The sequence below is a fragment of the Microbacterium sp. AC132 genome, assembly GCF_979258525.1.
The window spans coordinates 600,307-624,041 of the sequence record NZ_OZ409862.1; the positions used below are offsets into that span (position 1 = coordinate 600,307).

20 protein-coding genes and 1 pseudogene are annotated in these 23,735 nt (G+C 68.5%); 11 read left to right on the forward strand and 10 right to left on the reverse strand.

Annotated elements, in window-relative coordinates:
* Positions 1–100 precede the first annotated feature (100 nt).
* The 3 genes and pseudogenes from purH to ACZZZQ_RS02795 all read right to left on the reverse strand — a co-directional run bounded on the left by purH (position 101) and on the right by ACZZZQ_RS02795 (position 3,773).
* A complete protein-coding gene (gene purH / locus ACZZZQ_RS02785; RefSeq protein ID WP_053099011.1) occupies positions 101–1,708 on the reverse strand; it encodes a bifunctional phosphoribosylaminoimidazolecarboxamide formyltransferase/IMP cyclohydrolase in 1,608 nt (535 codons plus the stop codon).
* A 40-nt stretch (positions 1,709–1,748) separates the two neighbouring features.
* Positions 1,749–2,336 carry a phosphoribosylglycinamide formyltransferase gene (gene purN / locus ACZZZQ_RS02790; protein WP_056277354.1) on the reverse strand — a complete coding sequence of 196 codons (588 nt, stop codon included), beginning with the start codon at positions 2,334–2,336 and terminating at the stop codon, positions 1,749–1,751.
* Positions 2,337–2,379: 43 nt separating this feature from the next.
* A pseudogene (locus tag ACZZZQ_RS02795) lies at positions 2,380–3,773 on the reverse strand (cell division protein PerM).
* A 91-nt stretch (positions 3,774–3,864) separates the two neighbouring features.
* Between ACZZZQ_RS02795 and ACZZZQ_RS02800 the strand changes: the two are divergent.
* Positions 3,865–5,322 (forward strand): NCS2 family permease, encoded by a 1,458-nt coding sequence (locus tag ACZZZQ_RS02800; RefSeq protein WP_053099008.1) that lies wholly within the window; start codon positions 3,865–3,867, stop codon positions 5,320–5,322.
* A gap of 138 nt (positions 5,323–5,460) precedes the next feature.
* Here ACZZZQ_RS02800 and sucD read toward each other — a convergent pair whose 3' ends face one another.
* Both sucD and sucC read right to left on the reverse strand, forming a co-directional pair.
* Positions 5,461–6,363 carry a succinate--CoA ligase subunit alpha gene (gene sucD, locus ACZZZQ_RS02805; RefSeq protein WP_056277351.1) on the reverse strand — a complete coding sequence of 301 codons (903 nt, stop codon included), beginning with the start codon at positions 6,361–6,363 and terminating at the stop codon, positions 5,461–5,463.
* Between the two features lie 27 nt (positions 6,364–6,390).
* On the reverse strand, positions 6,391–7,557 hold the full coding sequence (sucC, locus tag ACZZZQ_RS02810) for an ADP-forming succinate--CoA ligase subunit beta (protein WP_463506845.1): 1,167 nt from the start codon (positions 7,555–7,557) through the stop codon (positions 6,391–6,393).
* 164 nt (positions 7,558–7,721) lie between these two features.
* On the opposite strand from sucC, the gene ACZZZQ_RS02815 reads away from it, so the two are divergent.
* From ACZZZQ_RS02815 to ACZZZQ_RS02850, 8 genes are all read left to right on the forward strand, one after another.
* Positions 7,722–8,135, forward strand: a complete 414-nt coding sequence (locus ACZZZQ_RS02815; RefSeq protein WP_463506846.1) for a YbaB/EbfC family nucleoid-associated protein — start codon at positions 7,722–7,724, stop codon at positions 8,133–8,135.
* Positions 8,135–8,464 carry a hypothetical protein gene (locus ACZZZQ_RS02820; RefSeq protein ID WP_463506847.1) on the forward strand — a complete coding sequence of 110 codons (330 nt, stop codon included), beginning with the start codon at positions 8,135–8,137 and terminating at the stop codon, positions 8,462–8,464. Before ACZZZQ_RS02815 ends, ACZZZQ_RS02820 begins: the two co-directional genes overlap by 1 nt.
* Entirely contained in the window at positions 8,461–9,921 is a 1,461-nt protein-coding gene (locus tag ACZZZQ_RS02825) for a glycohydrolase toxin TNT-related protein (RefSeq protein WP_285364889.1), read from the forward strand. Before ACZZZQ_RS02820 ends, ACZZZQ_RS02825 begins: the two co-directional genes overlap by 4 nt.
* A complete protein-coding gene (locus ACZZZQ_RS02830) occupies positions 9,918–10,202 on the forward strand; it encodes a hypothetical protein (protein WP_056277343.1) in 285 nt (94 codons plus the stop codon). Before ACZZZQ_RS02825 ends, ACZZZQ_RS02830 begins: the two co-directional genes overlap by 4 nt.
* Positions 10,199–10,642 carry a hypothetical protein gene (locus tag ACZZZQ_RS02835; protein WP_463506848.1) on the forward strand — a complete coding sequence of 148 codons (444 nt, stop codon included), beginning with the start codon at positions 10,199–10,201 and terminating at the stop codon, positions 10,640–10,642. Before ACZZZQ_RS02830 ends, ACZZZQ_RS02835 begins: the two co-directional genes overlap by 4 nt.
* On the forward strand, positions 10,639–10,899 hold the full coding sequence (locus tag ACZZZQ_RS02840; protein WP_463506849.1) for a hypothetical protein: 261 nt from the start codon (positions 10,639–10,641) through the stop codon (positions 10,897–10,899). The genes ACZZZQ_RS02835 and ACZZZQ_RS02840 overlap by 4 nt, the downstream gene beginning before the upstream one ends.
* Positions 10,900–10,990: 91 nt before the next feature.
* Complete coding sequence (locus ACZZZQ_RS02845; protein ID WP_053098999.1) at positions 10,991–11,653, forward strand: TetR/AcrR family transcriptional regulator; 663 nt, start codon at positions 10,991–10,993, stop codon at positions 11,651–11,653.
* 75 nt (positions 11,654–11,728) lie between these two features.
* On the forward strand, positions 11,729–12,964 hold the full coding sequence (locus tag ACZZZQ_RS02850) for an acyl-CoA dehydrogenase family protein (RefSeq protein ID WP_463506850.1): 1,236 nt from the start codon (positions 11,729–11,731) through the stop codon (positions 12,962–12,964).
* A 30-nt stretch (positions 12,965–12,994) separates the two neighbouring features.
* Here the strand turns inward: ACZZZQ_RS02850 and ACZZZQ_RS02855 are convergent, their stop codons facing one another.
* Positions 12,995–13,480 carry a hypothetical protein gene (locus tag ACZZZQ_RS02855; protein ID WP_053098997.1) on the reverse strand — a complete coding sequence of 162 codons (486 nt, stop codon included), beginning with the start codon at positions 13,478–13,480 and terminating at the stop codon, positions 12,995–12,997.
* 41 nt (positions 13,481–13,521) lie between these two features.
* On the opposite strand from ACZZZQ_RS02855, the gene ACZZZQ_RS02860 reads away from it, so the two are divergent.
* Positions 13,522–14,973 carry a phytoene desaturase family protein gene (locus tag ACZZZQ_RS02860; protein WP_463506851.1) on the forward strand — a complete coding sequence of 484 codons (1,452 nt, stop codon included), beginning with the start codon at positions 13,522–13,524 and terminating at the stop codon, positions 14,971–14,973.
* A gap of 50 nt (positions 14,974–15,023) precedes the next feature.
* Positions 15,024–16,067 carry an ATP-dependent DNA ligase gene (locus tag ACZZZQ_RS02865; protein ID WP_463506852.1) on the forward strand — a complete coding sequence of 348 codons (1,044 nt, stop codon included), beginning with the start codon at positions 15,024–15,026 and terminating at the stop codon, positions 16,065–16,067.
* A 3-nt stretch (positions 16,068–16,070) separates the two neighbouring features.
* On the opposite strand, the gene ligD is transcribed toward ACZZZQ_RS02865, so the two are convergent.
* The 4 genes from ligD to ACZZZQ_RS02885 all read right to left on the reverse strand — a co-directional run bounded on the left by ligD (position 16,071) and on the right by ACZZZQ_RS02885 (position 23,720).
* Positions 16,071–17,123 carry a non-homologous end-joining DNA ligase gene (gene ligD / locus ACZZZQ_RS02870; protein WP_056277321.1) on the reverse strand — a complete coding sequence of 351 codons (1,053 nt, stop codon included), beginning with the start codon at positions 17,121–17,123 and terminating at the stop codon, positions 16,071–16,073.
* Between the two features lie 41 nt (positions 17,124–17,164).
* Positions 17,165–18,298: an SseB family protein gene (locus ACZZZQ_RS02875; protein WP_053098993.1), complete on the reverse strand. Its 1,134-nt coding sequence runs from the start codon at positions 18,296–18,298 to the stop codon at positions 17,165–17,167.
* A gap of 26 nt (positions 18,299–18,324) precedes the next feature.
* A complete protein-coding gene (locus ACZZZQ_RS02880) occupies positions 18,325–20,778 on the reverse strand; it encodes an ATP-dependent helicase (protein WP_463506853.1) in 2,454 nt (817 codons plus the stop codon).
* Positions 20,779–20,876: 98 nt separating this feature from the next.
* Positions 20,877–23,720, reverse strand: a complete 2,844-nt coding sequence (locus ACZZZQ_RS02885; protein ID WP_463506854.1) for a lamin tail domain-containing protein — start codon at positions 23,718–23,720, stop codon at positions 20,877–20,879.
* Between the last annotated feature and the right edge of the window lie 15 nt (positions 23,721–23,735).

Consider the following 23,735-nt stretch of genomic DNA (forward strand, 5'->3'; position numbering starts at 1 on the left):
GTGGACATCGGGATCGGCCGCATCATCCGACGACGAGACCCCTCGCACCTGCATCGGCGCGAGGGGTCTCGGATGTGCCTGGGCCTCAGGGCCGCCGCACTCAGTGGAAGAAGTGACGCTCCCCGGTGAAGAACATCGTGACGCCGGCCTTGCGTGCGGCGTCGACGACCTCTTCATCGCGCACCGAGCCACCGGGCTGCACGATCGCGGTGACGCCCGCGTCGATGAGCACCTGTGCACCGTCGGCGAACGGGAAGAAGGCATCGGAGGCAGCGACAGAACCGGCTGCACGATCACCGGCTCGCTCGACCGCGAGGCGGCACGAGTCGACACGGTTGACCTGACCCATGCCGACGCCGACCGTGGCGTTGTCCTTCGCGAGCACGATCGCGTTCGACTTGACGGCGCGGCACGCCTTCCACGCGAAGATGAGGTTCTCCATCTCCTCGTCGCTGGGGCGCTCGCCCGAGACGAGCTCCCAGTTCTTCGCGACCGAGACGATGTCGTCGGGGAACCGATCGGCATCCTGCAGCAGAAGTCCGCCCGAGACGAGGCGCACATCCATGCGCTCCTGCTGCCAGTCCTCCGGCAGCTGCAGCAGGCGCAGGTTCTTCTTCGCCTTGAACACCTCGAGGGCTGCGGGTTCGAACGACGGCGCGACGATGACCTCGGTGAAGATGTCCTTCAGATTCTCGGCCATCTTGAGGGTGACGGTGCCGTTCGCGGCGATCACTCCCCCGTAGGCCGACACCGGATCGCACTCGTGGGCGCGGATGTGCGCGCTCGCGATCGGGTCGAGGGCGTTCGGTGCGGTCGTGGCGATGCCGCACGGGTTCGCGTGCTTGATGATCGCGACGGCCGGCTTAACCATGTCGTAGGCGGCGCGCAGCGCGGCATCCGCGTCGACGTAGTTGTTGTACGACATCTCCTTGCCCTGCAGCTGCGTCGCCTGGGCGATGCCGTGGCCGCCGACACGGGTGTAGATCGCGCCGCGCTGGTGCGAGTTCTCGCCGTAGCGCAGCGTCGCCAGCAGCTCGGCCTGGATCGTGAGGTGCGTCGGCAGGTCCTCGCCCTCGCCGAGCGTGCCCTCCGCGAACCATGAGGCCACCGCGGTGTCGTAGGCGGCGGTGTGGGCGAAGGCGCGGGCCGCGAGCTCGCGGCGCTGGGTCAGCGTGGTGCCGCCGTTCTCGATGGCGCTGATGATGCCCGGATACGACTGCGGCGAGACGACGATCGCGACGTTCGCGTGGTTCTTGGCCGCGGCGCGCACCATGGCGGGGCCGCCGATGTCGATCTGCTCGACGACGTCGTCGCCCTCAGCACCGGAGGCGACCGTCTCGACGAAGGGATACAGGTTCACGACGACGAGCTCGAACGGCGCGATGTCGAGATCCGCGAGCTGACGTTCGTGATCCTCGAGGCGCAGGTCCGCGAGCAGACCGCCGTGGATCTTCGGGTGCAGCGTCTTCACACGACCGTCGAGCATCTCGGCGACTCCCGTGACGGCGGCGACGTCGGTGACCTCGAAGCCCGCCTCGCGGATCGTGGAGGCCGTCGAGCCGGTCGAGACGATCTGCACGCCCGCGCCGGCGAGAGCGGCAGCGAGATCGAGCAGACCGGACTTGTCGCTCACCGAGACGAGTGCGCGGCGAACCGGGACGGTGTCGCGATCGCGGTACAGCGAGTGGTCGTGGCGGGGGCCGGCCATGATGGGCTCCTTCGTGCGAGGGGGGCGTGCGTGGATCGGTTCAGGATGCTGAGGTCAGCGAGAGCTCACCGGTCGCGATGCGGCGCACCACGTCGATGAGAAGTCGGCGCTCGACGGGCTTGATGCGCTCGTGGAGGCTGTGCTCGGTGTCACCGGCGACGACCGGCACGCGCTCCTGCGCGAGGATCGGGCCGGTGTCGACGCCGTCGTCGACGACGATCACGCTCGCGCCGGTCTCCGAGACGCCCGCGGCGAGCGCGTCGCGCACTCCGTGTGCGCCGGGGAACTCGGGCAGGTATGCGGGATGCGTGTTGATCAGTCGTGGCGAGAGGTCGGCGACGAGGGCGGCAGGAAGCAGACGCATCAGGCCGCTGAGCACGACGAGGTCTGCGTTCCAGACGGCGAGCTGGCGGCCGAGCTCTTCGCCCCAGGCTTCGCGCGATTCGTGCTCGTGCCACGGAACCGTGAAGCTCGGGATGCCGAATTCCTCGGCGTGAGCCAGGCCATCGGCTTCGCGGTCGGCGCCGACGACCACCACCCGCGCAGGGAAATCGGGGTGGCGAGCAGCCTCGAGGAGGGCGCGAAGGTTCGAGCCGGTGCCCGAGATGAGAACGGCGACCGTGAGCACGCGCCCAGTCTACCGGGGCCGATGGGAGGACCCGAGCCGCATGTCAGCCGACGGGATCGCGCGGATCGCGCCGCGGGAGCCGGAATCCGCCCGCGTCATCCAGCGGCGCCGTGTCATAGGTCGACGGTCCGTCCGGCCAGCCGACCGTTCCGTCGCTGGGATCCGTGCGTGCGTTCGACACCGCATCGGATGCCGTCATCTCGGCGACCCAGCGGTCGGTGCGCTCTTCCGCGAGCTCATCGCGATTGCGGGGCGACAGGAGCAGGATCGCTGCGCCGAGCAGGACCTCTCCCCCCAGCGCGAGAGCGAACGGCAGCGGGGCAGGCCCGGCTTCGGAGAGCCGCCCCGGCCCCATCGACCCTCCGGCGAACAGGGCGGCGATCGCGGCGACAGCGGCGGTCAGCACGCCGATCCCGATGGCGATCGTCGCACGGGGGGCGAGGCCGAGCGGCGTGCCCTCCCAGACGAGGCGGGACCGGACCGCCCAGCCGGCGAAGGCACCGGCGCCGATCGGGAGGATGATGACGATGAGCATCCAGATCGACGTGCTCTCGGGAAGCAGCCCCAGCACGGGGATTCCGGGGACCACGCCGAGCTGGGTGCCCGCCGGGGACACCGCTGTGCCGACCCCCACGGCGAATCCGGGTCCGGCGAGCCAAGACGCCGCCCAGACGAGGATGGTGGGCAGATAGGCGAGATGCCCGAGAGTGATGACTCCGGCGCCGAGCGCATCGACCCGCGCCGCCTGGAAGAGAGCCACCATCTCGCCGCCTCGTGCCGCCGTGAGCACGGCGACAGCCACTGCGGAGACTGCGGTGGTCCCCACGACGGCGAAGGCCGCTCCGCGCACGGCCGCACTCGGAACCGGCCCCCAATCGCCCCACGAGTCGACGACGTCGTGGATCCGGTCGAGGAAGCCGCCGTCACCGTCCTCCCAGGCGATGCGGACGGCACCGCACACGGCGCCCACGAGATAGACGGCTGTCGGAAGCAGGATCGCCTCGACGACGGGCGTCTCGACGGCTCCGAGATGGGCGGTCAGTGCGACTCCGGTCGCGATCGCCGCGAACGTGAGGGAGCCGGAGAGCGAGCCGAGGAGCCAGGCCCCGCGCGCGCGGCGCGGGTGCCGGAGCGGGCTGCGAAGAGCAGCGTGAAGATCAGGAACGCGAGCGGTGTCACCGAGAGCGTGAAGGCGGCGGCCGCCGGTGCGATGCCCGTCGTGCGGAGCACCTCGGTCGATACGTCGATGCTCAGCGGCACGCCGTGGCCGAACTGCCACAGGGTCCCGGTGAGCGGCCAGAGCGCTCCCCAGTCGGCCGTGACGCCGAACGAGAGCGTCCAGAGCAGGGTGAGCGGCGCCAGCAGGACCACGAGACCGACCGCCGCAGCGATTGCGGCATCGAAGGCGGCGAGGAGCGCGACGAGGAGGCGTTGCATATCGAATCGAGACTACGACGAGAACCCTGTCGTCGCCTGTGGGCGCGCGCGACTCGGGCGACACGATATCGTCTCCAGCGGAGGTTTCCCGATGACAACTGCCCCGTCCCCCACCCGCTCAGAGGCCCAACCCAAGAACGCCCTCGACCGCTTCTTCGAGATCAGCAAGCGCGGATCCACGATCGGCACCGAGATCCGAGGGGGCCTGGTGACCTTCGTCACGATGGCCTACATCGTGATCCTCAACCCGATCATCCTGTCCGGCTCGGCCGACGTCGCCGGCGACACGCTCGATTTCAGCGCCGTCGGCGCCGCCACCGCGTTGACCGCCGGCATCATGACGATCCTGTTCGGTCTCATCACCCGCCTGCCGTTCGGCTTCGCCGCCGGCCTCGGCATCAACGCCTTCGTGGCCTTCTCGGTCGTCGGTCAGGTCACCTGGCCCGAGGCGATGGCTCTCGTGATGATCAACGGTCTCGTCATCGTGCTTCTCGCGGCGACCGGCCTGCGCAAGATGATCTTCGACGCGGTTCCGTTCCAGCTGAAGATCGCGATCACGGTCGGAATCGGCCTGTTCATCGCCTTCATCGGGTTCGTGAACTCCGGCTTCGTCACCGCGACCGGCAGCGCATCTCCGCCGGTCGGTCTCGGCGTCGGCGGATCGGTCGCGACCGTGCCCACCGTGCTGTTCATCGTCACGCTCATCGTCACCGGCATCCTGGTCGCGCGCAAGGTCAAGGGCGGGCTGCTCATCGGCCTCGTCACCGGCACCGTCCTCGCGGTGATCGTCGAGGCGATCTGGCATCTCGGAGCCGCATCCGACGACAACGCGGGCGGCTGGGGGCTCACGGTTCCGACTCTCACGGGATCGCCGTTCGGTCTGCCCGACCTGAGCCTGGTCGGCGCGGTCGACTTCAGCTTCGACTTCAGCAAGGTGAGCCTCGTCGCGATCGTGATGATCGTCTTCACCCTCGTCTTCTCGAACTTCTTCGACGCCATGGGCACCATGACCGGTCTCGCCAAGGAGGCCGACCTCGCGAATGAGAACGGCGACTTCCCGCGCATCAAGTCGGCGCTGGTCGTCGAAGGTGTCGGCGCGATCGTCGGTGGTGGTACGTCCTCGTCGTCGAGCACCGTGTTCATCGAGTCCGGAGCGGGTATCGGAGAGGGTGCGCGCACCGGATTCGCCAACCTGATCACCGGTGGCATGTTCCTGCTCGCGATGTTCCTCACGCCGCTCACCTCGATCGTCCCGACCGAGATCGCGGCCGCCGCGCTCGTGATCGTCGGCGCGATGATGATGGCGCAGATCAAGTACATCGACCTCACGGAGTTCGACGTGCTGCTGCCCGTCTTCCTGACCGTGACCGTGATGCCGCTGACCTACTCGATCGCCAACGGAATCGGCGCCGGCTTCGTCAGTTGGGTGCTCATCCAGGCGTTCTCCGGCAAGGCCCGCAAGATCAGCCCGCTGCTGTGGATCGTCGCCGTCGGCTTCGTGATCTTCTTCGCCCGAGGTCCCATCGAGGCGCTCTTCGGCGTCGCCTGAGCGACGACGAACAACACGAAGGGCGGATGCTGCGGCATCCGCCCTTCGTCGTCCCTACGCACATGGCGTGTCGAAAGCGTCCGGGCATAGAAGAAGGCCCCGGAGTGGAGTCCAGGGCCTTCTCCTACAGTCTAGCGCTTAGAGCGACTCGACGATCTCACGCATGAGTGCGGCCGTCTCGGACGGCGTCTTGCCGACCTTGACCCCCGCGGCCTCGAGGGCCTCCTTCTTCGCCTGGGCGGTGCCCGCGGAGCCCGACACGATCGCGCCGGCGTGGCCCATGGTCTTGCCCTCGGGAGCCGTGAAGCCCGCGACGTAGCCGACGACCGGCTTGGTGACGTGCGCCTTGATGTAGTCGGCCGCGCGCTCTTCGGCGTCGCCACCGATCTCGCCGATCATCACGATCGCCTTGGTCTCGGGGTCGGCCTCGAACGCGGCGAGCGCGTCGATGTGCGTCGTGCCGATGACGGGGTCGCCGCCGATGCCGATGGCCGTCGAGAAGCCCAGGTCGCGCAGCTCGAACATCATCTGGTACGTCAGGGTGCCCGACTTCGACACGAGCCCGATCGGTCCCTTTCCGGTGATGTTCGCCGGCGTGATGCCGACGAGCGCCTCACCGGGGGTGATGATCCCGGGGCAGTTCGGTCCGATGATGCGAGTCGTGTTGCCCTTGCTCTGGGCGTAAGCCCAGGCCTCTGCCGAGTCGCCGACGGGGACACCCTCGGTGATCACGACGAGCAGCGGGATCTCGGCATCGATGGCCTCGATCATCGCGTCCTTGGTGAAGGCGCCGGGCACGAAGGCGATCGACACATCTGCGCCGGTCTCCTTCATGGCCTCGGCGACCGAGCCGAAGACGGGGAGCTCGACGGCGTTGCCGTCCTTGTCGGTGTGCGCGACCGTGGTGCCGGCTTTGCGTGCGTTCACGCCGCCGACGACCTGGGTGCCGGCCTTCAGCATGAGCGCCGTGTGCTTGGTGCCCTCGCCGCCGGTGATGCCCTGGACGATGACCTTGGAATCCTTGTTGAGGTAGATCGACATTTCTCTAGTCCTTGTGTCTCTCTGCGATCAGGCGTTGGCGAGTTCGGCGGCCTTGTCGGCGCCTTCGTCCATGGTGCTGGCGAGCGTGACGAGCGGGTGCGCGTACTCGGCGAGGATCGCACGACCCTCGTCGACGCGGTTGCCGTCGAGGCGCACGACCAGCGGCTTGGACGCCGTGGAGCCGAGCGTCTCGAGTGCGCCCTTGATGCCGTTGGCGACGGCGTCGCACGCCGTGATGCCGCCGAAGACATTGACGAACACGCTCTTGACCTGCGGGTCGCCCAGGATGACGTCGAGGCCTGCGGCCATGACCTCTGCCGAGGCGCCGCCGCCGATGTCGAGGAAGTTCGCGGGCTTGACGCCGTTGTGGTTCTCGCCGGCGTAGGCGACCACGTCGAGCGTCGACATGACGAGACCTGCGCCGTTGCCGATGATGCCGACCTCGCCGTCGAGCTTGACGTAGTTCAGACCGCTCTTCTTGGCCTTCGCCTCGAGCGGGTCCGCTGCGTCCTTGTCCTCGAGCGCCTCGTGCTCGGGGTGGCGGATCTCGGAGGCGTTGTCGTCGAGCGTGACCTTGCCGTCGAGGGCGATGATGTCGCCCTCTTCGGTGCGGACCAGCGGGTTGACCTCGACGAGAGTCGCGTCCTCGCCCTTGTAGACGTCGAAGAGCTTGACGAACACGTCGGAGACCTTCTCGATGAGGTCCTCCGGGAAGTTGGCGGCGCGAGCGATCTCGACGGCCTTCTCCTTGTCGATGCCGGCCAGCGGGTTGACCTCGACGCGCGCGAGCGCCTCGGGACGCTCGACAGCGAGCTCCTCGATCTCCATGCCGCCCTCGACCGAGCAGAGGCTCAGGTACGAGCGGTTGGCACGGTCGAGCAGCACGGAGAAGTAGAACTCCTCAGCGATGCGGGCGCCCTGCGCGACCATGACGCGCTTGACGATGTGGCCCTTGATGTCGAGACCGAGGATGGCCTTGGCCGCCTCGTACGCCTCGTCGGGGGTCTTGGCGACCTTGACGCCGCCGGCCTTGCCGCGACCACCGGTCTTGACCTGGGCCTTGACGACGACGACGCCGCCGATCTTCTCAGCGGCTGCCTTCACCTCCTCAGGGGTGTCGGCGACGATGCCGGCGAGGACCGGCACTCCGTACTTCTCGAAAACGTCTCGTGCCTGGTACTCGTACAGATCCACTGTGCTTCCTTCACTGGGCTGCGGCCTGGAATTCTCTCGATGTCGAGACATCGATCAATCCCCCAGCCTACTACCGCCGCCTGAGCGCCCCTACGTCCGCAGAGCGCGGGCGACGAGCCGATGTCGTCCGGTAGCATTCTTGTGCGTTGAATCAGGGGGAGACAATGACGGACACGTTCGACTGGTCGGATCCGATCGCCACACGGGCCCGCATCGAGCAGCAGGTCAGAGACGCAGAGCGCCGCGCGGCACAGACCGAGCAGGTGCGCGACGACATCGCTGCCGTGCGTGAGCGGGCGACGTCGCCTGGCCGTGATGTCGCGGTCACGGTGGATTCCTCCGGTCGGCTCGCCGAGGTCACGCTCACGGATGCCGCATACGACCGATCCCCCGCAGCGCTGGGCGCTCTGATCGTCTCCCTCGCCGGAGATGCGCAGCGCGCGGCCGGCGCGAAGGCCGTCGAGATCGCCGCCGAGGCGTTCGGCGCGGACGACGCAGCCGTCGAGCACCTGCGTGAAGAGATCGCTCAGCTCCCCGACCCGAGTCAGGACGGCCAGCCACGGATCGAGTACCGCTGATGGCGGAGCTGATCGCGGTAGACACCGAGACGGTGCGCAGGCACGCGCAGCGCGTCGGCCAGATCGCGTCGGATGTCAGGCTCGCCGAGAACGCCGCCGGGTCGATGAACGTCGGCGGCGGGGCGTTCGGGGTGATGTGCGCATTCCTGGTTCCGCCTGCGCAACTCGTCTCGTCGATCGCCATCGGCGCGATCTCCGCCGCGGCGACCATGCTCGAGCAGTCCGAGGAACAGCTCAAAGGTCTCGCCGATGACTTCGATGAGGGCGAGCAGCGACAGCTCGACACGATCAGCGGTCTGATGGCATCGGTCGAGGGCGGCGTCCTATGACGCCGCCGAACCCGCTGGTGGCCGGACCGATCGATCCGACGACGCCGTTCAGCGGCGCAGGGCTGCTCGAGGACGGCTATGAGCTCGTCAACGCCATCGAGAGCGGAGACTGGGTGGCCGGAGGCCTCGCATCGTTCTCCGCCCTGGCGAACACCGTCGCGACGGCGATGGATCCGCTCGGATCGCTGATCGCGGCGGGTCTGGGCTGGCTCATGGACCATCTCGAGCCGCTCAAAGGCTGGCTCAACGACCTGACCGGCGACGCAGGTGAAGTCGCCGGATTCGCCGCGACGTGGGGCAACATCGCCCAGCATCTGCAGCAGGCGGGCGAGACCCTCGATTCCCGACTCGCCGACGTGAGCTCGATGTCGGGCGAGGCGATCGCCGCGTACCTCCGACTCCAGGCGGACGTCGCCGCTCATATCTCCGCCGCGGGCGCGTGGGCGGGCGGCATGAAGACCGGCATGGAAGCGGCATCCATGCTCGTCCAGGTCGTTCATGAGCTCGTGCGCGACACGCTCTCGCAGCTCGTGGGCTCGCTGATCTCCTACGCGAGCACGCTGGTGATCTCACTCGGCACTGCAACCCCGTACGTCATCGCGCAGGCGACGAGCCGGGTCTCGGCGATGACCGCCCGGATCTCCGGCACGGTGCTCAAGCTCGTCGACGCCGTCACGGCTCTCGCCAAGCACCTGGACGAACTCAAGGCGCTCTTCCAGCGCCTCGGAGACCTCTTCTCGCGCGGTCCGGGCGGCGGAAACGCTCCCTCCGGCCCCGGAGCACCGCACAGCCCGAACGGCACACCTCCCCACACCCCGCCCGACGGCACGACGCCGGACGGGCCCGCCTCGCCCGGTCCCAGCGTGCGCGACCAGAGCATGCTCACCGACGAGCAGCTCCAGACATATCTCGAGCGCAACTACCCGCAGTACGCCGACGACTTCGCCGACACCGGCACGCTCCCACCCGACGTGCAGATCCCCAAGGGGCCTGAGGTCCTTCAGCCGGATGGGAGCATCGACTGGAGCCAGGTGCCCGGCGGCGGGTACGTGCTGGATGCCAACGACAATCCGATCCGACAGCCGCACACGCCGCAGCCCGGTGACGTGCTCGACCGCTACGGTCCCCCCGACGGTCGATACACCTCACCGGTGCCGGATGACGGGCCGTACACGTACGACCAGCGTTCCCTGCCCTACGTCGAGAATCCCGCGCATTACCACCGCTACGAGGTCGTCGGCGATCTGTCCGATCTGCGTGGTGCGTTCGACAGTGCCCCTCAGCACGTCAAGGACGAACTCCTGGCGGGCGGTCTCAAGCCCGAATACCTCGGTTCACAGGGGTACCAGGGAGACATCGCGCCCGGATTCGGCTCGCCGGGCGGCGGCTCCCAGGTGCAGCTTCCGCTCACCGCGGAGCAGCTCATCGCGCTGGGCCTGCTTAAGGAGATCCCATGACGAACCTCACCGCCGCCGACGCACAGCGCATCATCCAGGACGAACAGCTCACCGCCACCGCGAACTGGTTCGGGCGCACCGGCCGTCGCGAACGGTCGGCATGGATCGATCGCGACGGCGATGAGTGGATCGTGTGGGACACCGACGAGCGCGGCGACCGGTTCTTCGGCCCGTCGCGCTTCTCCTCCGAAGCCGAGGCTCTCGACCAGTTCCTGCGGATGGCACGGTCGCACAAGGCAGCGGATTCCACCGCTGTGCGCCGGATCGGGGACTCCGCATGACCGAGCTCTGGATCGGCCCCGACGGCCGCGCCCTCACTCGCGAGCCCGTGCCGGCCGGCGCGGAGGTCTGGGACATGTACGGCCCCGTGAACACCCGCTACGTCTACCTCGTCGAGAACGGGCAGCCCGCTGCGTATCCTGAGCGCTCGCTCCCCTGGGTCGAGAACCCGTCGGCGTACCACCAGTTCATCGTCATCGGCGATTGCGTACACGTCCGTGCTGCATACGAGCGATCCGGCGATGCCGTGCTTCGCCGCGACCTGGACGATCTCGTGGAGATCGGCTACTACCGCTGGGACGAGCCCATCTACAGCGGCAGGGTGGCTCCCGCATTCGGCGAACCCGGCGGCGCCACCCAGCTCGTGCTGCCCCTGCCGCTCTCGTTCTATCTGCGACTCGGACTCGTGCGCGAACTGAGCGTCCCTGGAGGACTGGCATGAACCGTGACACCGTGCTCGCCGACCTCCGCGCACGCGGCCATGCCGGGTACTCGCTCTTCGAGGACCCGCGCGGCAAGCCGAACGTCATCGTCCTGACCTTCAGCAGGAACGGTTTCCAGACCTGGATCCAAGACGAACGCGCACAACCCATCGCCGGTTCGCTCCGCGCCTTCGACGCGGAATCCGAGGCCCTCGCCGACTTCACCCACCGGGTGGAGATCTGGAACCGCGTCAGCGGCGTCCGTCCGACGGCATAGACGGCCACGCCTCCGTCCGGTCGCCACGGCCTCAGGCCCTACGGCGACCGCCCATGATCGTCGACGACATCGACAGGTCTAGGCTCATTCCATGCACGAATCCGCAGAACTGCGCACCGGCGTCGTGGCCGCTGCACTCGAGCTCTTCGCGTCACAGGGCTTCGACCAGACCTCCGTCGAGCAGATCGCGAAGGCCGCAGGCGTCTCACGCTCGACCTTCTTCCGCCAGTTCGGCGGCAAAGAGGATGTGGTCTTCGCGGACCATGAGGTGCTGCTCGACCAGTTGCGGACCTTCCTCGCGGAAGGGCATGACGATCCCTGGCGTGCGGTCTGCGCGGCATCCGAGTCGGTCTTCGCCCACTTCGCGCACGATCCCGAACTCGCGCGTCGCCGCTATCAGATCGTCCGCCAGGTGCCGGTGCTCCGTGAGCGCGAGATCATCACGGTGTTCCGCTACGAGCGGCTGTTCGACGACTATCTGCGCAGCTCGCTCCCCGGGATCGATCCTCTCGATGCCGTCGGGTTCTCCGCCCTCGTCACCGCCGTGCACAACCATGTGCTGCGGCAGCTGCTGCGCGGCAAGAAGAAGGTGCCGCTCTCGACGCTGCAGACGGCGCTCGCCGACGTCCGCCGCCGCTACGGGGTGCCTTCCGACGCGGTCTCCGAGGCTCCGGATGACGTGGTCGTCGCCGTGTTCCCTCGCTCGATGCCGATCGCCGAGGTCACCCGGCGCCTGCGCTCTCAACTCGACTGAACCAGGACTCTCTCCACCGGAGTCGTGAAACCGAGTTTCAGAGCGTACGATACTTGGTGTCACGAAGGAGTCACCATGAGCACCGCAGCCTCTCCCCTGCCCGGCGAGCGCGTCTCGTCGTACGACATCACCGGGCGACAGGACAGCGATTACTACACCGTCTTCGCCGACATCCCCGACGCCGACCGGTCGGCCTGGGATCGCGCCAAGGCCTACATCGACGAGGTCGGGCCTCAGATGGCGGACGCCTGGGATCGCGCGGAGTATCCGCTCGAGGCCGCGCGCCGAATGGGCGAGATGGATCTCGTCGTCGATGGCATCGAGCATCCTGCCCTCACCCGGCTCTCTCCCCTCGCTGCCGGGCTCGTGAACATGGAGATCTCGCGCGGCGACGGGTCGCTCGGCACCGTGCTCGCCGTCCAAGGCGGGCTCGCGCTGCGCACCCTGGCGCTCTTCGGATCCCCCGCTCAGCAGGAGAAGTGGCTCACGGCTCTAGCCGACGGCTCGGTCTTCGGATCCTTCGCCCTCACCGAGCCCGACCACGGGTCTGATTCGGTATCGCTGGAGACCGTCGCCCGCCGCGACGGCGACGAGTGGGTCATCCGCGGCGCGAAGAAGTGGATCGGCAACGGCGCCTCGGGCGGCATCACTTTCGTGTGGGCCCGCGTCGACGACGAGACGGCGCCCGAACACGGTGCGGTCCGGTGCTTCCTCGTCGAACAGGACACCCCCGGATACTCAGGGACCCCGATCCGCGGCAAGGCCTCGCTGAGGGCGATCCACCAGGCTCACATCGTGCTCGACGACGTCCGGGTGCCGCTCGACTCCGTGCTCCCTGGCACCAAGAGCTTCAAGGACGCGTCGGTCGTCCTCTACGCCACCCGCTCAGGGGTCGCGTGGTCGGCCCTCGGCCACGCGACGGCCTGCTACGAGGCGGCGCTGGCCTACTCGACCCAGCGCATCCAGTTCGGCAAGCCGCTCGCCAAGTTCCAGATGGTGCAGGAGCGCCTCACGCACATGCTCGAGGACCTCACGGCCATGCAGCTGTACTGCCGTCGCCTCGCAGACCTCGAGACCGCGGGTGAGCTTCGCCCCACGCAGGCCTCGCTGGCGAAGTTCCACAACACGCGAGCAGCTCGACGCGTGGCATCCGTCGCCCGCGACCTCCTCGGCGGCAACGGCATCCTGCTCGAGAACGGTGTGATGCAGCACATGGCCGACATCGAGGCGATCCACACCTACGAGGGCACCGAGAGCGTGCAGGCGCTGCTGCTCGGGCGCGACATCACGGGGATGAGCGCCTTCACCTGAGCGCTCACCACCGCGGCGCCGACGAGGACGTCAGTCGCAGCCGCAGCCGCCGGCCGGCGTCTTCACCATGAAGCAGACGTCGCACACGCCGTAGTCGCGCTCTTCCGTCTTGGTCGCGCGCTCGGCCTTCGGCGCAGCCGCGACACGAGGGGTCGTCGATCTCTTCGCCTTGACAGGCGCGATCGGGCGGAACTCGCTCGGGTGCGTCACGTAGAAGTACGGTGCGCGTCCCTCGCTCGGCTGCAGTCGCAGGGGCGTCGAGCCGATGACGATCGTCTCGTCCTCGGTGAAGCCGTTGGTGTAGGTCTTGCCGATGTGCAGCGGGGCGCCGTCGCCGCGGCGGATCGCCTCGATGTAGCGACCGCGGTCGATATAGGAGGAGATGCCGACGGCGTCGGTGATCGCGGAGATGAACTCGTGGTTCTCCTCGGCGATGCGATGCGCGCGGAGCGCCTCCGCGAGGGTTCGGTACGGACGGGAGTTGCCTGTGGGGGTCGGGCCCTGAACTTCATTCATTTCCTCAAGGATCTCACGCCCGGGCATGGAAGACTGGCCGAATGGCACGCGCGACGATCATCGGCTCCGGACCGAACGGCCTGGCGGCGGCTGTGTCCCTCGCGCGCGCCGGCTACGAGGTGCACGTGCTCGAAGCCGCCGACACGATCGGCGGCGGAGTCCGCACGACGGAATCGACCCTCTCGGGCTTCCGGCACGACGTCTGCGCCGCCGTGCACCCGGCCGCGCTCTCTTCGTCGTTCTTCCAGGCGTTCGGCCTCGCCGAACGGGTGGACTGGATCCTCCCCGACATCTCGTACGCGCACCCGCTAGACGGCGGCAGAGCCGGAATCGCATGGCGCGACATCGAACGCACCGCGGCAGGGCTCGGCGTCGACGAGCGGGCCTGGCTGTCGCTCCTGCGCCCGCTCAGCACTCACGTCGAGGGCGTCGTCGACTTCACCGGCAATCAGATGCTCAGGGTGCCTCGCGAGCCGATCACGGCTCTCCGGTTCGCGCTGCGGATGCTCGACCAGGGCACGCCGCTCGCCCGGCGCAGCTTCCGCACCGAAGAGGCCGCCGCGCTGATGGCCGGTGTCCTGGCGCACGCGAACACCCCGCTCCCCTCGCTCGCCGGCGCCGCAGCCGGGCTGCTGCTCGCCGCGCAGGCGCACGCCGGCGGATGGATGTACCCGCGAAGCGGCGCGCAGCGCATCGCCGACAGCATGGTCGCCGATATCGAGGCCCATGGCGGATCCGTCGAATCGGGCATCCACGTCACCGACCTGGGATCGCTCGACTGGGGCGACCCCGCCCGTGGTGATCTGCTGATGCTGAACACATCGCCCCGCCTCACCCTCACCCATCCGGACATCCCCGCGGCCTACGCGCGGGCGATCCGCAACTACCGATACGGCCCCGCCGCTGCGAAGGTGGATTTCGCTCTCGACGGGCCGATTCCCTGGGCGAATCCCGACGTCGCCCAGTCGCCCACCGTCCACATCGGCGGATCGGCGGCGGAGACGTGGGCGAGTGAGAACGCTGTCGCCCGGGGACGGATCAGCGACCGACCGTACGTCCTGACGGTGCAGCCCTCGGTCTTCGACCCCAGCAGGGCGCCGGAGGGCAAGGCGGTGCTGTGGGCGTACATCCATGTTCCCCGGGACTCCGATCTCGACGCCACCGAACTCATCACGCGTCAGGTCGAGCGATTCGCACCGGGATTCCGGGACCTCATCCTCGCGCACCACTCGGTGCCGGCGTCGTCGCGCGAGGCGGTCAACCCGTCGGAGATCGGCGGCGACATCCTCGGCGGGGCGTTCACGATCCCGCAGGCGCTGCGGCGCCCGGTCCTCGGCATCGCGCCCTGGCGCACTCCGATGCACGGGGTGTACCTCGCGTCGGCGTCGACACCGCCCGGCCCGGGCGTCAACGGCATGGCGGGATGGCATGCCGCCCGCACGGCGCTCAAGGATGCCGGCATGCGCGTCTCCCTCGACGACCTCTTCTCCTGACGGGCGAAATCACCCTTCCGCCACGACGCGACCGACGCCAGGATGGATCCATGCGCTACGAGATCCCGTCCCCGATGCTGGCGAAGGCGGCAGCATCCGTCCCCGATCCCGCGAAGACCGCCGGAGGGCTGCTGTTCGAGCCCAAGTGGGACGGATTCCGCGGGCTAATCGCCTGGGACGGCGAGACCGTCGAGATCGGCTCCCGCGGCGCGAAACCGCTGACGAGATACTTCCCCGAGCTCGTCGAGGCGATCCCGCGACTGCTTCCGAGGCCGTGCCTGCTCGACGGAGAGATCGTCGTGGCCACGGGACACGAGGGGGCGCAGCGACTCGATTGGGAGGCGCTGAGTCAGCGCATCCATCCCGCGGCCTCACGAGTGGCGAAGCTCGCCGCGGAGACGCCTGCGATGTTCATCGCCTTCGATCTGCTGGCCGTCGGCGACGAAGACCTCCTGAGCGCTCCGTTCGCCGAACGCCGCGCGCGCCTGGAGACCCTGATGGAAGGGGTCGAGCATCCCCTGCACATCACGCGCACCACCCGCGATCGGGACGCCGCCGTGCGCTGGCTCGCCGAGTTCGAGGGCGCAGGGCTCGACGGGGTCGTCGCCAAGCCACTCGATCAGCCGTACGCGCCCGGAAAGCGCACCCTCATCAAGATCAAGCATGCCCGCACCGCTGACGTGGTCGCGCTCGGCTACCGCGTGCACAAGTCCGGGTCGGGCGTCGGGTCTCTGCTCGTCGGCCTCTACGACTCCGACCGCACCCTGCGGCAGGTCGGCGGCGTGGCCGCATGGAGTGATGTGCGCCGCCGGGAGCTCGTCGAGGAGCTCGCCCCGCTCGTGCAGCGCAACGACTCCGGCGAGGCCCTCACCGGCGAGGGTGAGCGTTCGCGCTTCAGCGGGTCCAAGGATGTCTCGTTCGTCCGGCTGCGCCCCGAGCTCGTGCTCGAGGTGCGCTACGACCAGCTCGAGGGTTCGCGGTTCCGCCATACGGTGCAGTTCGACCGCTGGCGTCCGGACCGGGATGCGCGGTCGTGCACCTACGACCAGCTCGACACCGTGGCCGGGTACGACCTGGCCGAGGTCATCGGCTGAGGCTCACTCCTCGACGGGATCACCGTTCGCATCCCAGTGGGCGTCGACCTTCTTGCTGGGCTGCACGCGTGGGGGCTCTCCGGGCATCTTGGGAAACTCGGGCGGGAACGACAACTCGCCGAGGCCCGCCGCCTTGTCCCGCTCCCACCACTCGAGAAGCGTGTCGATGCGCCCCGGCTCGTCCTGCTTGCCCGCCCAGGGATCACCGACCTCGGCGAGTCTCTTCGGGATGCTGCGGACGGTGAAGACCGCGGGGTCGAGACCGTCCAGCTCGTCCCAGTACACGGGCGTCGAGACCGTGGCCCCGGGAAGCGCGCGGGGGCTGTAGGCACCGGCCATCGTGCGGTCGCGGTTCGCCTGGTTGAAGTCGATGAAGACCCGCTGACCACGCTCCTCCTTCCACCAGCTCATCGTGACCTGCTCCGGCATCCGTCGCTCCAGCTCGCGGCCGGCTGCGATCACGGCGTGCCGCACATCGAGGAACTCATGAGTCGGTTCGATGGGCGCGAACACGTGCAGTCCACGGTTGCCGCTGGTCTTCACGAACGCGGTGAGACCGACCTCCTCGAGCACCTCTCTCAGCGCGTGCGCGGCGGGGATGGCATCCGCGAACCCCGTGCCGGGCTGCGGGTCGAGGTCGATCCGCAACTCGACGGGATTGTCCGGGTCGGTGGCGAGGGACGCCCAGGGGTGGAAGACGATCGTGTTCATCTGCGCCGCCCAGACGATCGCGCTCGGGCGATTCAGGACGATCTGCGGATGCCGACGCGCACTGTTGTAGGTCACGGTGACGGCGTCGACATAGTCGGGCGTTCCCTTGGGCGGGTTCTTCGAGAAGAACCCGTCGCTTCCCACGCCGTCGCGGAAGCGCTCGAGCGAGACGGGACGATTCCCGTTCGCCTCGAGGAACGGCACGCTGACGAGCTGGAAGTACTCCGCGAGCTCGGCCTTCGTGATGCCGTCCTTCGGCCAGACGACCCTGTTCGGGCTCGAGAGCGCGACCTCGCGCTCTCCATCGGGATCGATGACTGTCAGGGTCACGCGTTCTGAGGCCATGCTCCGACCCTAGAGGGCCGGTGCGACGCGGGGGAAGCCCGTCAGTCGTCGATGTCGATCGCGAGGATCAGCACCGAGGTGAGAGCGTCGCGCTCGACCACGATGCTGGGGCCGGCCGGATCGATGATGACCCCGGCCATATCGATGTGGCTGGAGAGGATCTTGGCCAGCTGCAGCGGCTCGAACGGCAGCGGTCGATCGCCCCGACCGAGCGCGAGCACCTCGAGCGGGTGCGAGAAGAGCTGGAGGAACCGCTTGCCGTCGGGAGTCTGCGCTTCGGCGATCCCGACCTGTCCGCCGGGGTTTCCCTCGTTGACGGCGACCCACATGCGCTTCGTCGCGAGCGCCTCACCGACCTTCGATGCGGTGTCCTGCTCTCGCGGTGCGGCGATCAGCGACTTGACCGTCATGTCGACGTCTGCCTGCTCGAGCGCCTTCTGCAGGAGCTCGGACGGGAACACCACGCGGTGCGGTGCAGAGGCGTTGTCGACGATGAGGCCGGCGAAGTCACCCGAGACGACCTGCTGCAGAACGGACGTGACAGGCTGGGCGACGGCAGATGTCGCCGTCGGGTCCTTCTCGAGCTGCACGGAGTCTCGGACAGCGGCGGCCGAACTGAACGCGAGCATGAACTGACGATCGCCATCACGCACGACCGCGACAGCGAGAGGCTTGCCCTCACTGATCTGCGCGCGTGCATCACCGTTGACGCGGATGTACATGTGCCCCTGCAGCGCCTGGCGGAGCACTCCGAGCAGCTGCTCGTTCGTGGCGCCCTGCTCGACCTCTTTCAGGGATTCACGCAGCAGGACGTTGTCCTTCATGCCCGGGACGGTCTCGGTCTGCTCGGGCGGCATCGCGGGCGCCAGCGGCAGTCGACGCTCGGGCTCGGCCACGGGGGCAGGTGCCGGCGCAGCGGGAGCAGGGGCGGGTGCTGTCGCAGGCGCCGATGCTGCCGGCGCGTCAGGACCGGGCAGCTCGACCTCCGGTCCCGCCTGAGCACCGACCCCACGGAACGCCTGGACGGAGATACCGATGGTGGGCGTGGCCTCGGCGGCGTCCGCCGGCGCCTCCGCACCGTCCGGAGTCTCGTCGGCGGACTCCTCGGTCTCGGTGTCGAACTGGTCGGCGACGACGTCGTCGGCGGACTTCTTGCGGCGGGAGAACAGGGCCATATCAGCCAGCCTAACCCGCCAGAGGGCTAGATCTTCTCGATCGGCGCGACCTTGATCAGGAGCTTCTTCTGGCCGGCGGAATCGAAGCGCACGTGCGCGATGCGCTTGGCACCCTCGCCCGTCACCGCGTCGACCCGTCCGTCGCCGAAGTCCGTGTGGCGGATGCGATCCCCGGCGGCGAGTTCGAGGTCGCCGTTGTCACGCATCTTCGCCGTCACGCGGTTGGGGAACTTGTCCATCGCGGTCGAGAGCGGCTTGAGAGAGTCGCGCCCCGGCAGCTGCTTCACCGCGAAACGGTCGCCGGAACCGGAGCCGCCGAATCCGCCTGCCCGGCGCGCATTGAGCGCACGGGACTGCATGCCTCCCCGGGAGTTGACGTCGCCGGGCGACTGGCGCCAGTCGATGAGTCCGGCGGGGATCTCCTGCAGGAAGCGGCTGGGCATCGCGACCGAGACCTCGCCGAACTGGGCCCTGGTCATCGCGAGCGACAGGTGCAGGCGCTTCCGCGCGCGCGTGATGCCGACGTAGAAGAGCCTCCGCTCTTCCTGAGGACCGCCCGGCTCCCCCGCCGAGATGCGGTGCGGGATCAGATCCTCTTCGACGCCGGTCACGAAGACCGCGTCGTACTCGAGCCCCTTCGCGGTGTGCATCGTCATCATCGACACCGACCCTGATTCGTCATCGAGGTCATCGGCATCCGAGACCAGGGCGACCTCTGTGAGGAAGTCCACGATCGTCCCGTCAGGATTGTTGCGCGCGAAGTCCCGCGCGACGGCGACGAACTCGTCGAGGTTCTCGACGCGCGCCTCATCCTGTGGGTCGCGGCTCGCCCGCAGGGCGTCGAGGTAGCCGCTCTTCGACAGCAGCACGCTGAGCCCGTCGGCGACGGTGGTCGGAGCGGGAACCTCGCCGGAGGCGGGGAGCATGATCTCCGTCGCCTCGGCCAGCACGGCATCGAGCTGGGCGATGCCGGCCTGGATCTTCGGACCGAAGCCCAGCTGCTCGGGCACGGACAGGGCCTGCCGGAACGTGATGTCGTGGTCTTCGGCGAACCGCGCGATCGCCGTCTCGGTCACATCGCCGATGCCGCGCCTGGGCTTGTTCAGGATGCGGCGGACAGCCATCTCGTCGGCCGGGTTCGCGACGGCGACCAGGTAGGCGAGGGCGTCCTTGATCTCGGCACGCTCGTAGAACTTCGTGCCGCCCATGATCTTGTAGGGCACGGCGGAGCGGATGAAGATCTCCTCCAGCGCACGCGATTGCGAGTTCGTGCGGTAGAAGACGGCCATCTCGGAGTACGGCATGCCGGCGCGGTGCAGCGCCTCGACCTCGTCGGCGACGAATTGGGCCTCATCGTGCTGGGAGTACCCGGTGAAGCCGACGATCATGTCACCGTCGCCCTTGTCGCTCCAGAGCTTCTTGTCCTTGCGGTCGAAGTTGTTGCCGATCACCGCGTTCGCCGCCGAGAGGATGTTCTGCGTCGAGCGATAGTTCTGCTCGAGCAGCACGACGCGAGCGCCGGGGAAGTCGCGCTCGAACTCGCTGATGTTGCGGATGTCGGCGCCGCGGAACGCGTAGATCGACTGGTCGGAATCACCCACCACGGTGAGTGACGCGCCTTCGAGCTCCGGCGTGGTCTCCGGCTCGAAGATCATCATGCCGTCGGAGGCATACGGGTCGGGCGAATCGCCCGAGACCGGACGCGTCAGCTCGTGGATGAGGGCGTACTGAGCGTGGTTCGTGTCCTGGTACTCGTCGACCAGCACATGACGGAACCTGCGCCGATAGGTGTCGGCGACCTGCGGGAAGGCGCGGAACAGATAGACGGTCTGGCCGATCAGGTCGTCGAAGTCGAACGCGTTCGCCTTCTGCAGCTGCCGCTGGTAGTCGGCGAAAAGCTCGACGAAGATCCGCTCGGCCGGGTCGTTCATGTTCGCCTGTCGCGCATACGCGTCGGCATCCGACAGCTCGTTCTTGAGCTTGGAGATGCGCGACTGCACGGCCCCGGGAGTGAGACCGTAGGCATCGGCCTCGTGCTGCTTGACCAGCCGCTTGATGAGCGCCCGCGAATCACCGGAGTCGTAGATCGTGAATGACTTGGTGAACCCGAACTGCTGAGCCTCACGCCGGAGGATCCGCACGCAGGCGGAGTGGAACGTCGAGATCCACATGCCCCGCGCCGCGTCGCCCACGATCGCCTCGACGCGCTCGCGCATCTCACCGGCGGCCTTGTTGGTGAAGGTGATCGCGAGGATCTGGCTGGGCCATGCCTCGCGTGACCTCAGCAGAGAGGCGATGCGCCGTGTCAGCACGCTGGTCTTGCCGGAGCCTGCACCCGCGACGATCAGCAGCGCGGGTCCGCGGTAGGTCACCGCTTCGAGCTGCTGCGGGTTGAGGCCGGCGAGGAGGTCGTCCTGTCCCTGCGCTCCGGTGGAGCGAGGGCCGACGGATCCGGGGACGATGAGGGGGGCTTCGGTCATGGCTCTACGAGTCTAGGCCGCGCCACCGACACTGCCGGCGGATGGGGCGGATGCACGGGATCCCGTGCATCCGCCCCATCGTCGTCGCGTCGCTCGTGTCAGCTGACGCGCCGGCGCCGACCGGCGACGAGCGCACCGCCGACGACGAGCATCAGGGCCAGAGCGATCAGGGCCACGGGCGCCTCCGCGCCGGTCGCAGCGAGGCCGGCGGCACCGTCACGGTCGTCACCGGAAGGCGCGCCGCCGGGCTGGCTCGAGACCGGGCCTTCGCCAGGAGTCTGCCCCGGGTTCTCCCCGGGCCCTTCGCCGGGCGTCTCTCCGGTCACTCCGGGAAGGGTGCCGACTCGCAGCGCCTCGGCGGCGAAACCGTCGGCGAACCACCAGACCGGACGCTCACCGTCGACCGACAGCGAGGCCGGGGCGGTCGCGAATCCCTCGTTGTTGATGTCGGGCATGCCGGCAGGGCGGGCGAAGTGCGCGATGCCGGGCTGTTCGGTGCCGTTCAGCGTGATCTGGGCCGACTGCCCCTGGCAGCCGTCGTCGCAGACCGCCCACAGCACGTCGAGCACGCTGTCGTAGTCGAGCGCCATGACGCCGGGCAGACCGGGTGCGATCTCCGACACCAGCGTGGCCTGGCCGTCGGCGCCGAGCGCGAACGCGTAAACGTGACCGTTGTCCTCGACCGCGACGAAGAACAGGCCGCCGCCGTGTCCGGCGTAGTCTGCCGAGTCGTACGGGGCCGCGGTGTTGACGTCGAAGAGTGCGCCGTCAAGAGCGCTGTCCGGCACCCACTGCACCGCCTCCATGCCGAGGTTCGCTCCCACGGCGGGGAGCGACGAGGTCAGATCCCACTCCTGCTCGGCGACGAGGTCGTCGGCGGAGGCTTCAGGGTCGACCTTCAGGATGGTGTTCTGGTTCACGCCCTTGGCGCTGTTGTCACGCTCGGAGGCGACGTAGACCGATCCCTCGCCGTCGACGGTGATGCCCTCGGTGTCGGGGCCTGCGGCGTTCGGGTCGCCGGCATCCTTCTGGAATCGCACGCGCTTGCCCGACTCCCACCCGGCGATCTGCGAGAACGAGCCGTCGGCGTGGGCCTCGAGCTTCCAGATGCGCCCCTCGCCGTTGTCCACGGCCCAGAGGAACGATCCGTCCGACGTCTCCTGCACGTCGAGACCCGAGCTGTCCTCGAGGAACGTCGGCGCGGTGTCGAGCACCCGGACGTCGGCCGAACCCGGCCATGGCGAGACGGGGATCTCGCCGGCGCAGATGTTCGCCGCACCCTTCGTGCTCTCCGCGGTCGCCGCGAAGGTGCCGGCGATGTCCGGGCAGCGCCCCCACGTGGTGGCCGCGTGCCCTGCGCCCCACGTGGTGGAGTCGATGAGCAGATCTCCGTCGAAGACGCGAACGGAGTCGCCGTCACCCAGACCGAAGCCGAGGTCCGTGCCCTCGATGACGAGGTATCCGCCCGCGGCGATGGTGGTCGCGGCCGGAATGACGTAGGAGTGGGTGTCGTCGTCGTCCTTCACGACGACGCCGGAGACGTCGAGGGCGGATGCGGTCGGGTTGACGAGTTCGATCCAGTCACCGGGCGATCCGCCGTCGGACTCGACCTCGTTGATCCGCACCGGGTTGCCGCACGCGTTGCGCTGGCCCTTGGTCGAGACCGCGATGTCGGCGAACTCTCCAGCTCCGTCCGCGCATCGCGCGAGGACGCCCGCCGCATGCGCCGCGTAGACGTGCTCGTCGACGATGTTGAGGTTCGCGTCGCGCAGCGTGACGGTGTCGCCGTTGCCCAGACCGAACACGAAGTCCTTCGGCTGGTCGAAGACGAGGTACGCGCCGGGTTCGAGCACGGTGCCCGCGGGCAGCGGCGTCGTCTCCGCCGCGTGGCCGACCGGGTCGCCGTCCATGACGGTCCAGCCGGAGAGGTCGACCGGTGTGCTGCCCGAGTTGACGACCTCGACCCAGTCGGTCGCGTCGCCGTCGGATTCGATCTCGTTGATCACGATGTCCGGCATGACGCACGTGTTCGTCACCCCCGGGGTCGCATATGCGAGCACGAAGGCGCCCTCTCCGTCGGGGCAGCGTGCGAGGGTCGCGGCGATGGCGTCGCCGTCGATGGCGGCATGGCCGCTCCATGCCTGCGTGTCGTCGACCAGCACGCCAGCCGTGTCGAACAGGCGGATGCGGTCGGCGCTGCCGATTCCGATCGGATCGCGGAAGGCCGTCTCGACGCCACCGACGAGACCGATGGTGCCCTCCTCGACGACGAGGAACTCGCCTGCGGCGATCTCCGTGCCCGGCAGGAACTGCCAGCGGTGGTCGTCGGAGTTGTCGCGGATCTCGTAGCCCGAGATGTCGAGAGAAGCATCGCCCGCGTTGTGGAACTCCACCCAGTCCGCCGGCTGCGAGTCGACCTCGTTGATCGCGATGGTGCCGCCCAGAGGTTCGTCGGATGCGAAGACGTTCGCCGCGCCCTTCGTGGACTCGGACGTCTCCGCCCATTCGACGATGCCGTCGACCTCCCGCGCTCCCCAGGACACTGCAGCGTGAGCCGCCCACGATGTCTCGTCCACGAGCACGGCGCTCGGGTCGAACAGTCGCACCTGGTCTTCTTTGCCGAGGCCGAAGGCGAAGTCGCCCGCTCCGGCATCGGCCTGGTCGAGAACGAGATGCGCGCCGGGCTCGATCACCGATCCGTCCGGGAACGTGTACGCCTCATCTTCGCCGTCGTCCTTGACGACGAAACCGCTCAGGTCGACCGCGACGGCGGACGTGTTGACGAACTCGATCCAGTCGCCGGGTGCTCCCCCGCTCGACTCGACTTCGTTGATGCGGACACCGGGTTCGGCTCCGGTGGCGGCGAGCGGCACGGCGAGCAGGGCGGCAGCGCTGAGTGCGCAGACCGTCGTGACCGCAGCCGCAGAGTGCAGGCGGGACATAGGGCTCCTGAGGGA

Excerpts from the sequence above, each read along its gene's own strand:
- purH (WP_053099011.1), bottom strand. The coding sequence starts at position 1,708 with ATGGCCGGCCCCCGCCACGACCACTCGCTGTACCGCGATCGCGACACC.
- ACZZZQ_RS02800 (WP_053099008.1), top strand. The coding sequence starts at position 3,865 with ATGACAACTGCCCCGTCCCCCACCCGCTCAGAGGCCCAACCCAAGAAC.
- sucD (WP_056277351.1), bottom strand. The coding sequence starts at position 6,363 with ATGTCGATCTACCTCAACAAGGATTCCAAGGTCATCGTCCAGGGCATC.
- ACZZZQ_RS02815 (WP_463506846.1), top strand. The coding sequence starts at position 7,722 with ATGACGGACACGTTCGACTGGTCGGATCCGATCGCCACACGGGCCCGC.
- ACZZZQ_RS02820 (WP_463506847.1), top strand. The coding sequence starts at position 8,135 with ATGGCGGAGCTGATCGCGGTAGACACCGAGACGGTGCGCAGGCACGCG.
- ACZZZQ_RS02825 (WP_285364889.1), top strand. The coding sequence starts at position 8,461 with ATGACGCCGCCGAACCCGCTGGTGGCCGGACCGATCGATCCGACGACG.
- ACZZZQ_RS02830 (WP_056277343.1), top strand. The coding sequence starts at position 9,918 with ATGACGAACCTCACCGCCGCCGACGCACAGCGCATCATCCAGGACGAA.
- ACZZZQ_RS02835 (WP_463506848.1), top strand. The coding sequence starts at position 10,199 with ATGACCGAGCTCTGGATCGGCCCCGACGGCCGCGCCCTCACTCGCGAG.
- ACZZZQ_RS02840 (WP_463506849.1), top strand. The coding sequence starts at position 10,639 with ATGAACCGTGACACCGTGCTCGCCGACCTCCGCGCACGCGGCCATGCC.
- ACZZZQ_RS02845 (WP_053098999.1), top strand. The coding sequence starts at position 10,991 with ATGCACGAATCCGCAGAACTGCGCACCGGCGTCGTGGCCGCTGCACTC.
- ACZZZQ_RS02850 (WP_463506850.1), top strand. The coding sequence starts at position 11,729 with ATGAGCACCGCAGCCTCTCCCCTGCCCGGCGAGCGCGTCTCGTCGTAC.
- ACZZZQ_RS02855 (WP_053098997.1), bottom strand. The coding sequence starts at position 13,480 with ATGAATGAAGTTCAGGGCCCGACCCCCACAGGCAACTCCCGTCCGTAC.
- ACZZZQ_RS02860 (WP_463506851.1), top strand. The coding sequence starts at position 13,522 with ATGGCACGCGCGACGATCATCGGCTCCGGACCGAACGGCCTGGCGGCG.
- ACZZZQ_RS02865 (WP_463506852.1), top strand. The coding sequence starts at position 15,024 with ATGCGCTACGAGATCCCGTCCCCGATGCTGGCGAAGGCGGCAGCATCC.
- ligD (WP_056277321.1), bottom strand. The coding sequence starts at position 17,123 with ATGGCCTCAGAACGCGTGACCCTGACAGTCATCGATCCCGATGGAGAG.
- ACZZZQ_RS02875 (WP_053098993.1), bottom strand. The coding sequence starts at position 18,298 with ATGGCCCTGTTCTCCCGCCGCAAGAAGTCCGCCGACGACGTCGTCGCC.
- ACZZZQ_RS02880 (WP_463506853.1), bottom strand. The coding sequence starts at position 20,778 with ATGACCGAAGCCCCCCTCATCGTCCCCGGATCCGTCGGCCCTCGCTCC.
- ACZZZQ_RS02885 (WP_463506854.1), bottom strand. The coding sequence starts at position 23,720 with ATGTCCCGCCTGCACTCTGCGGCTGCGGTCACGACGGTCTGCGCACTC.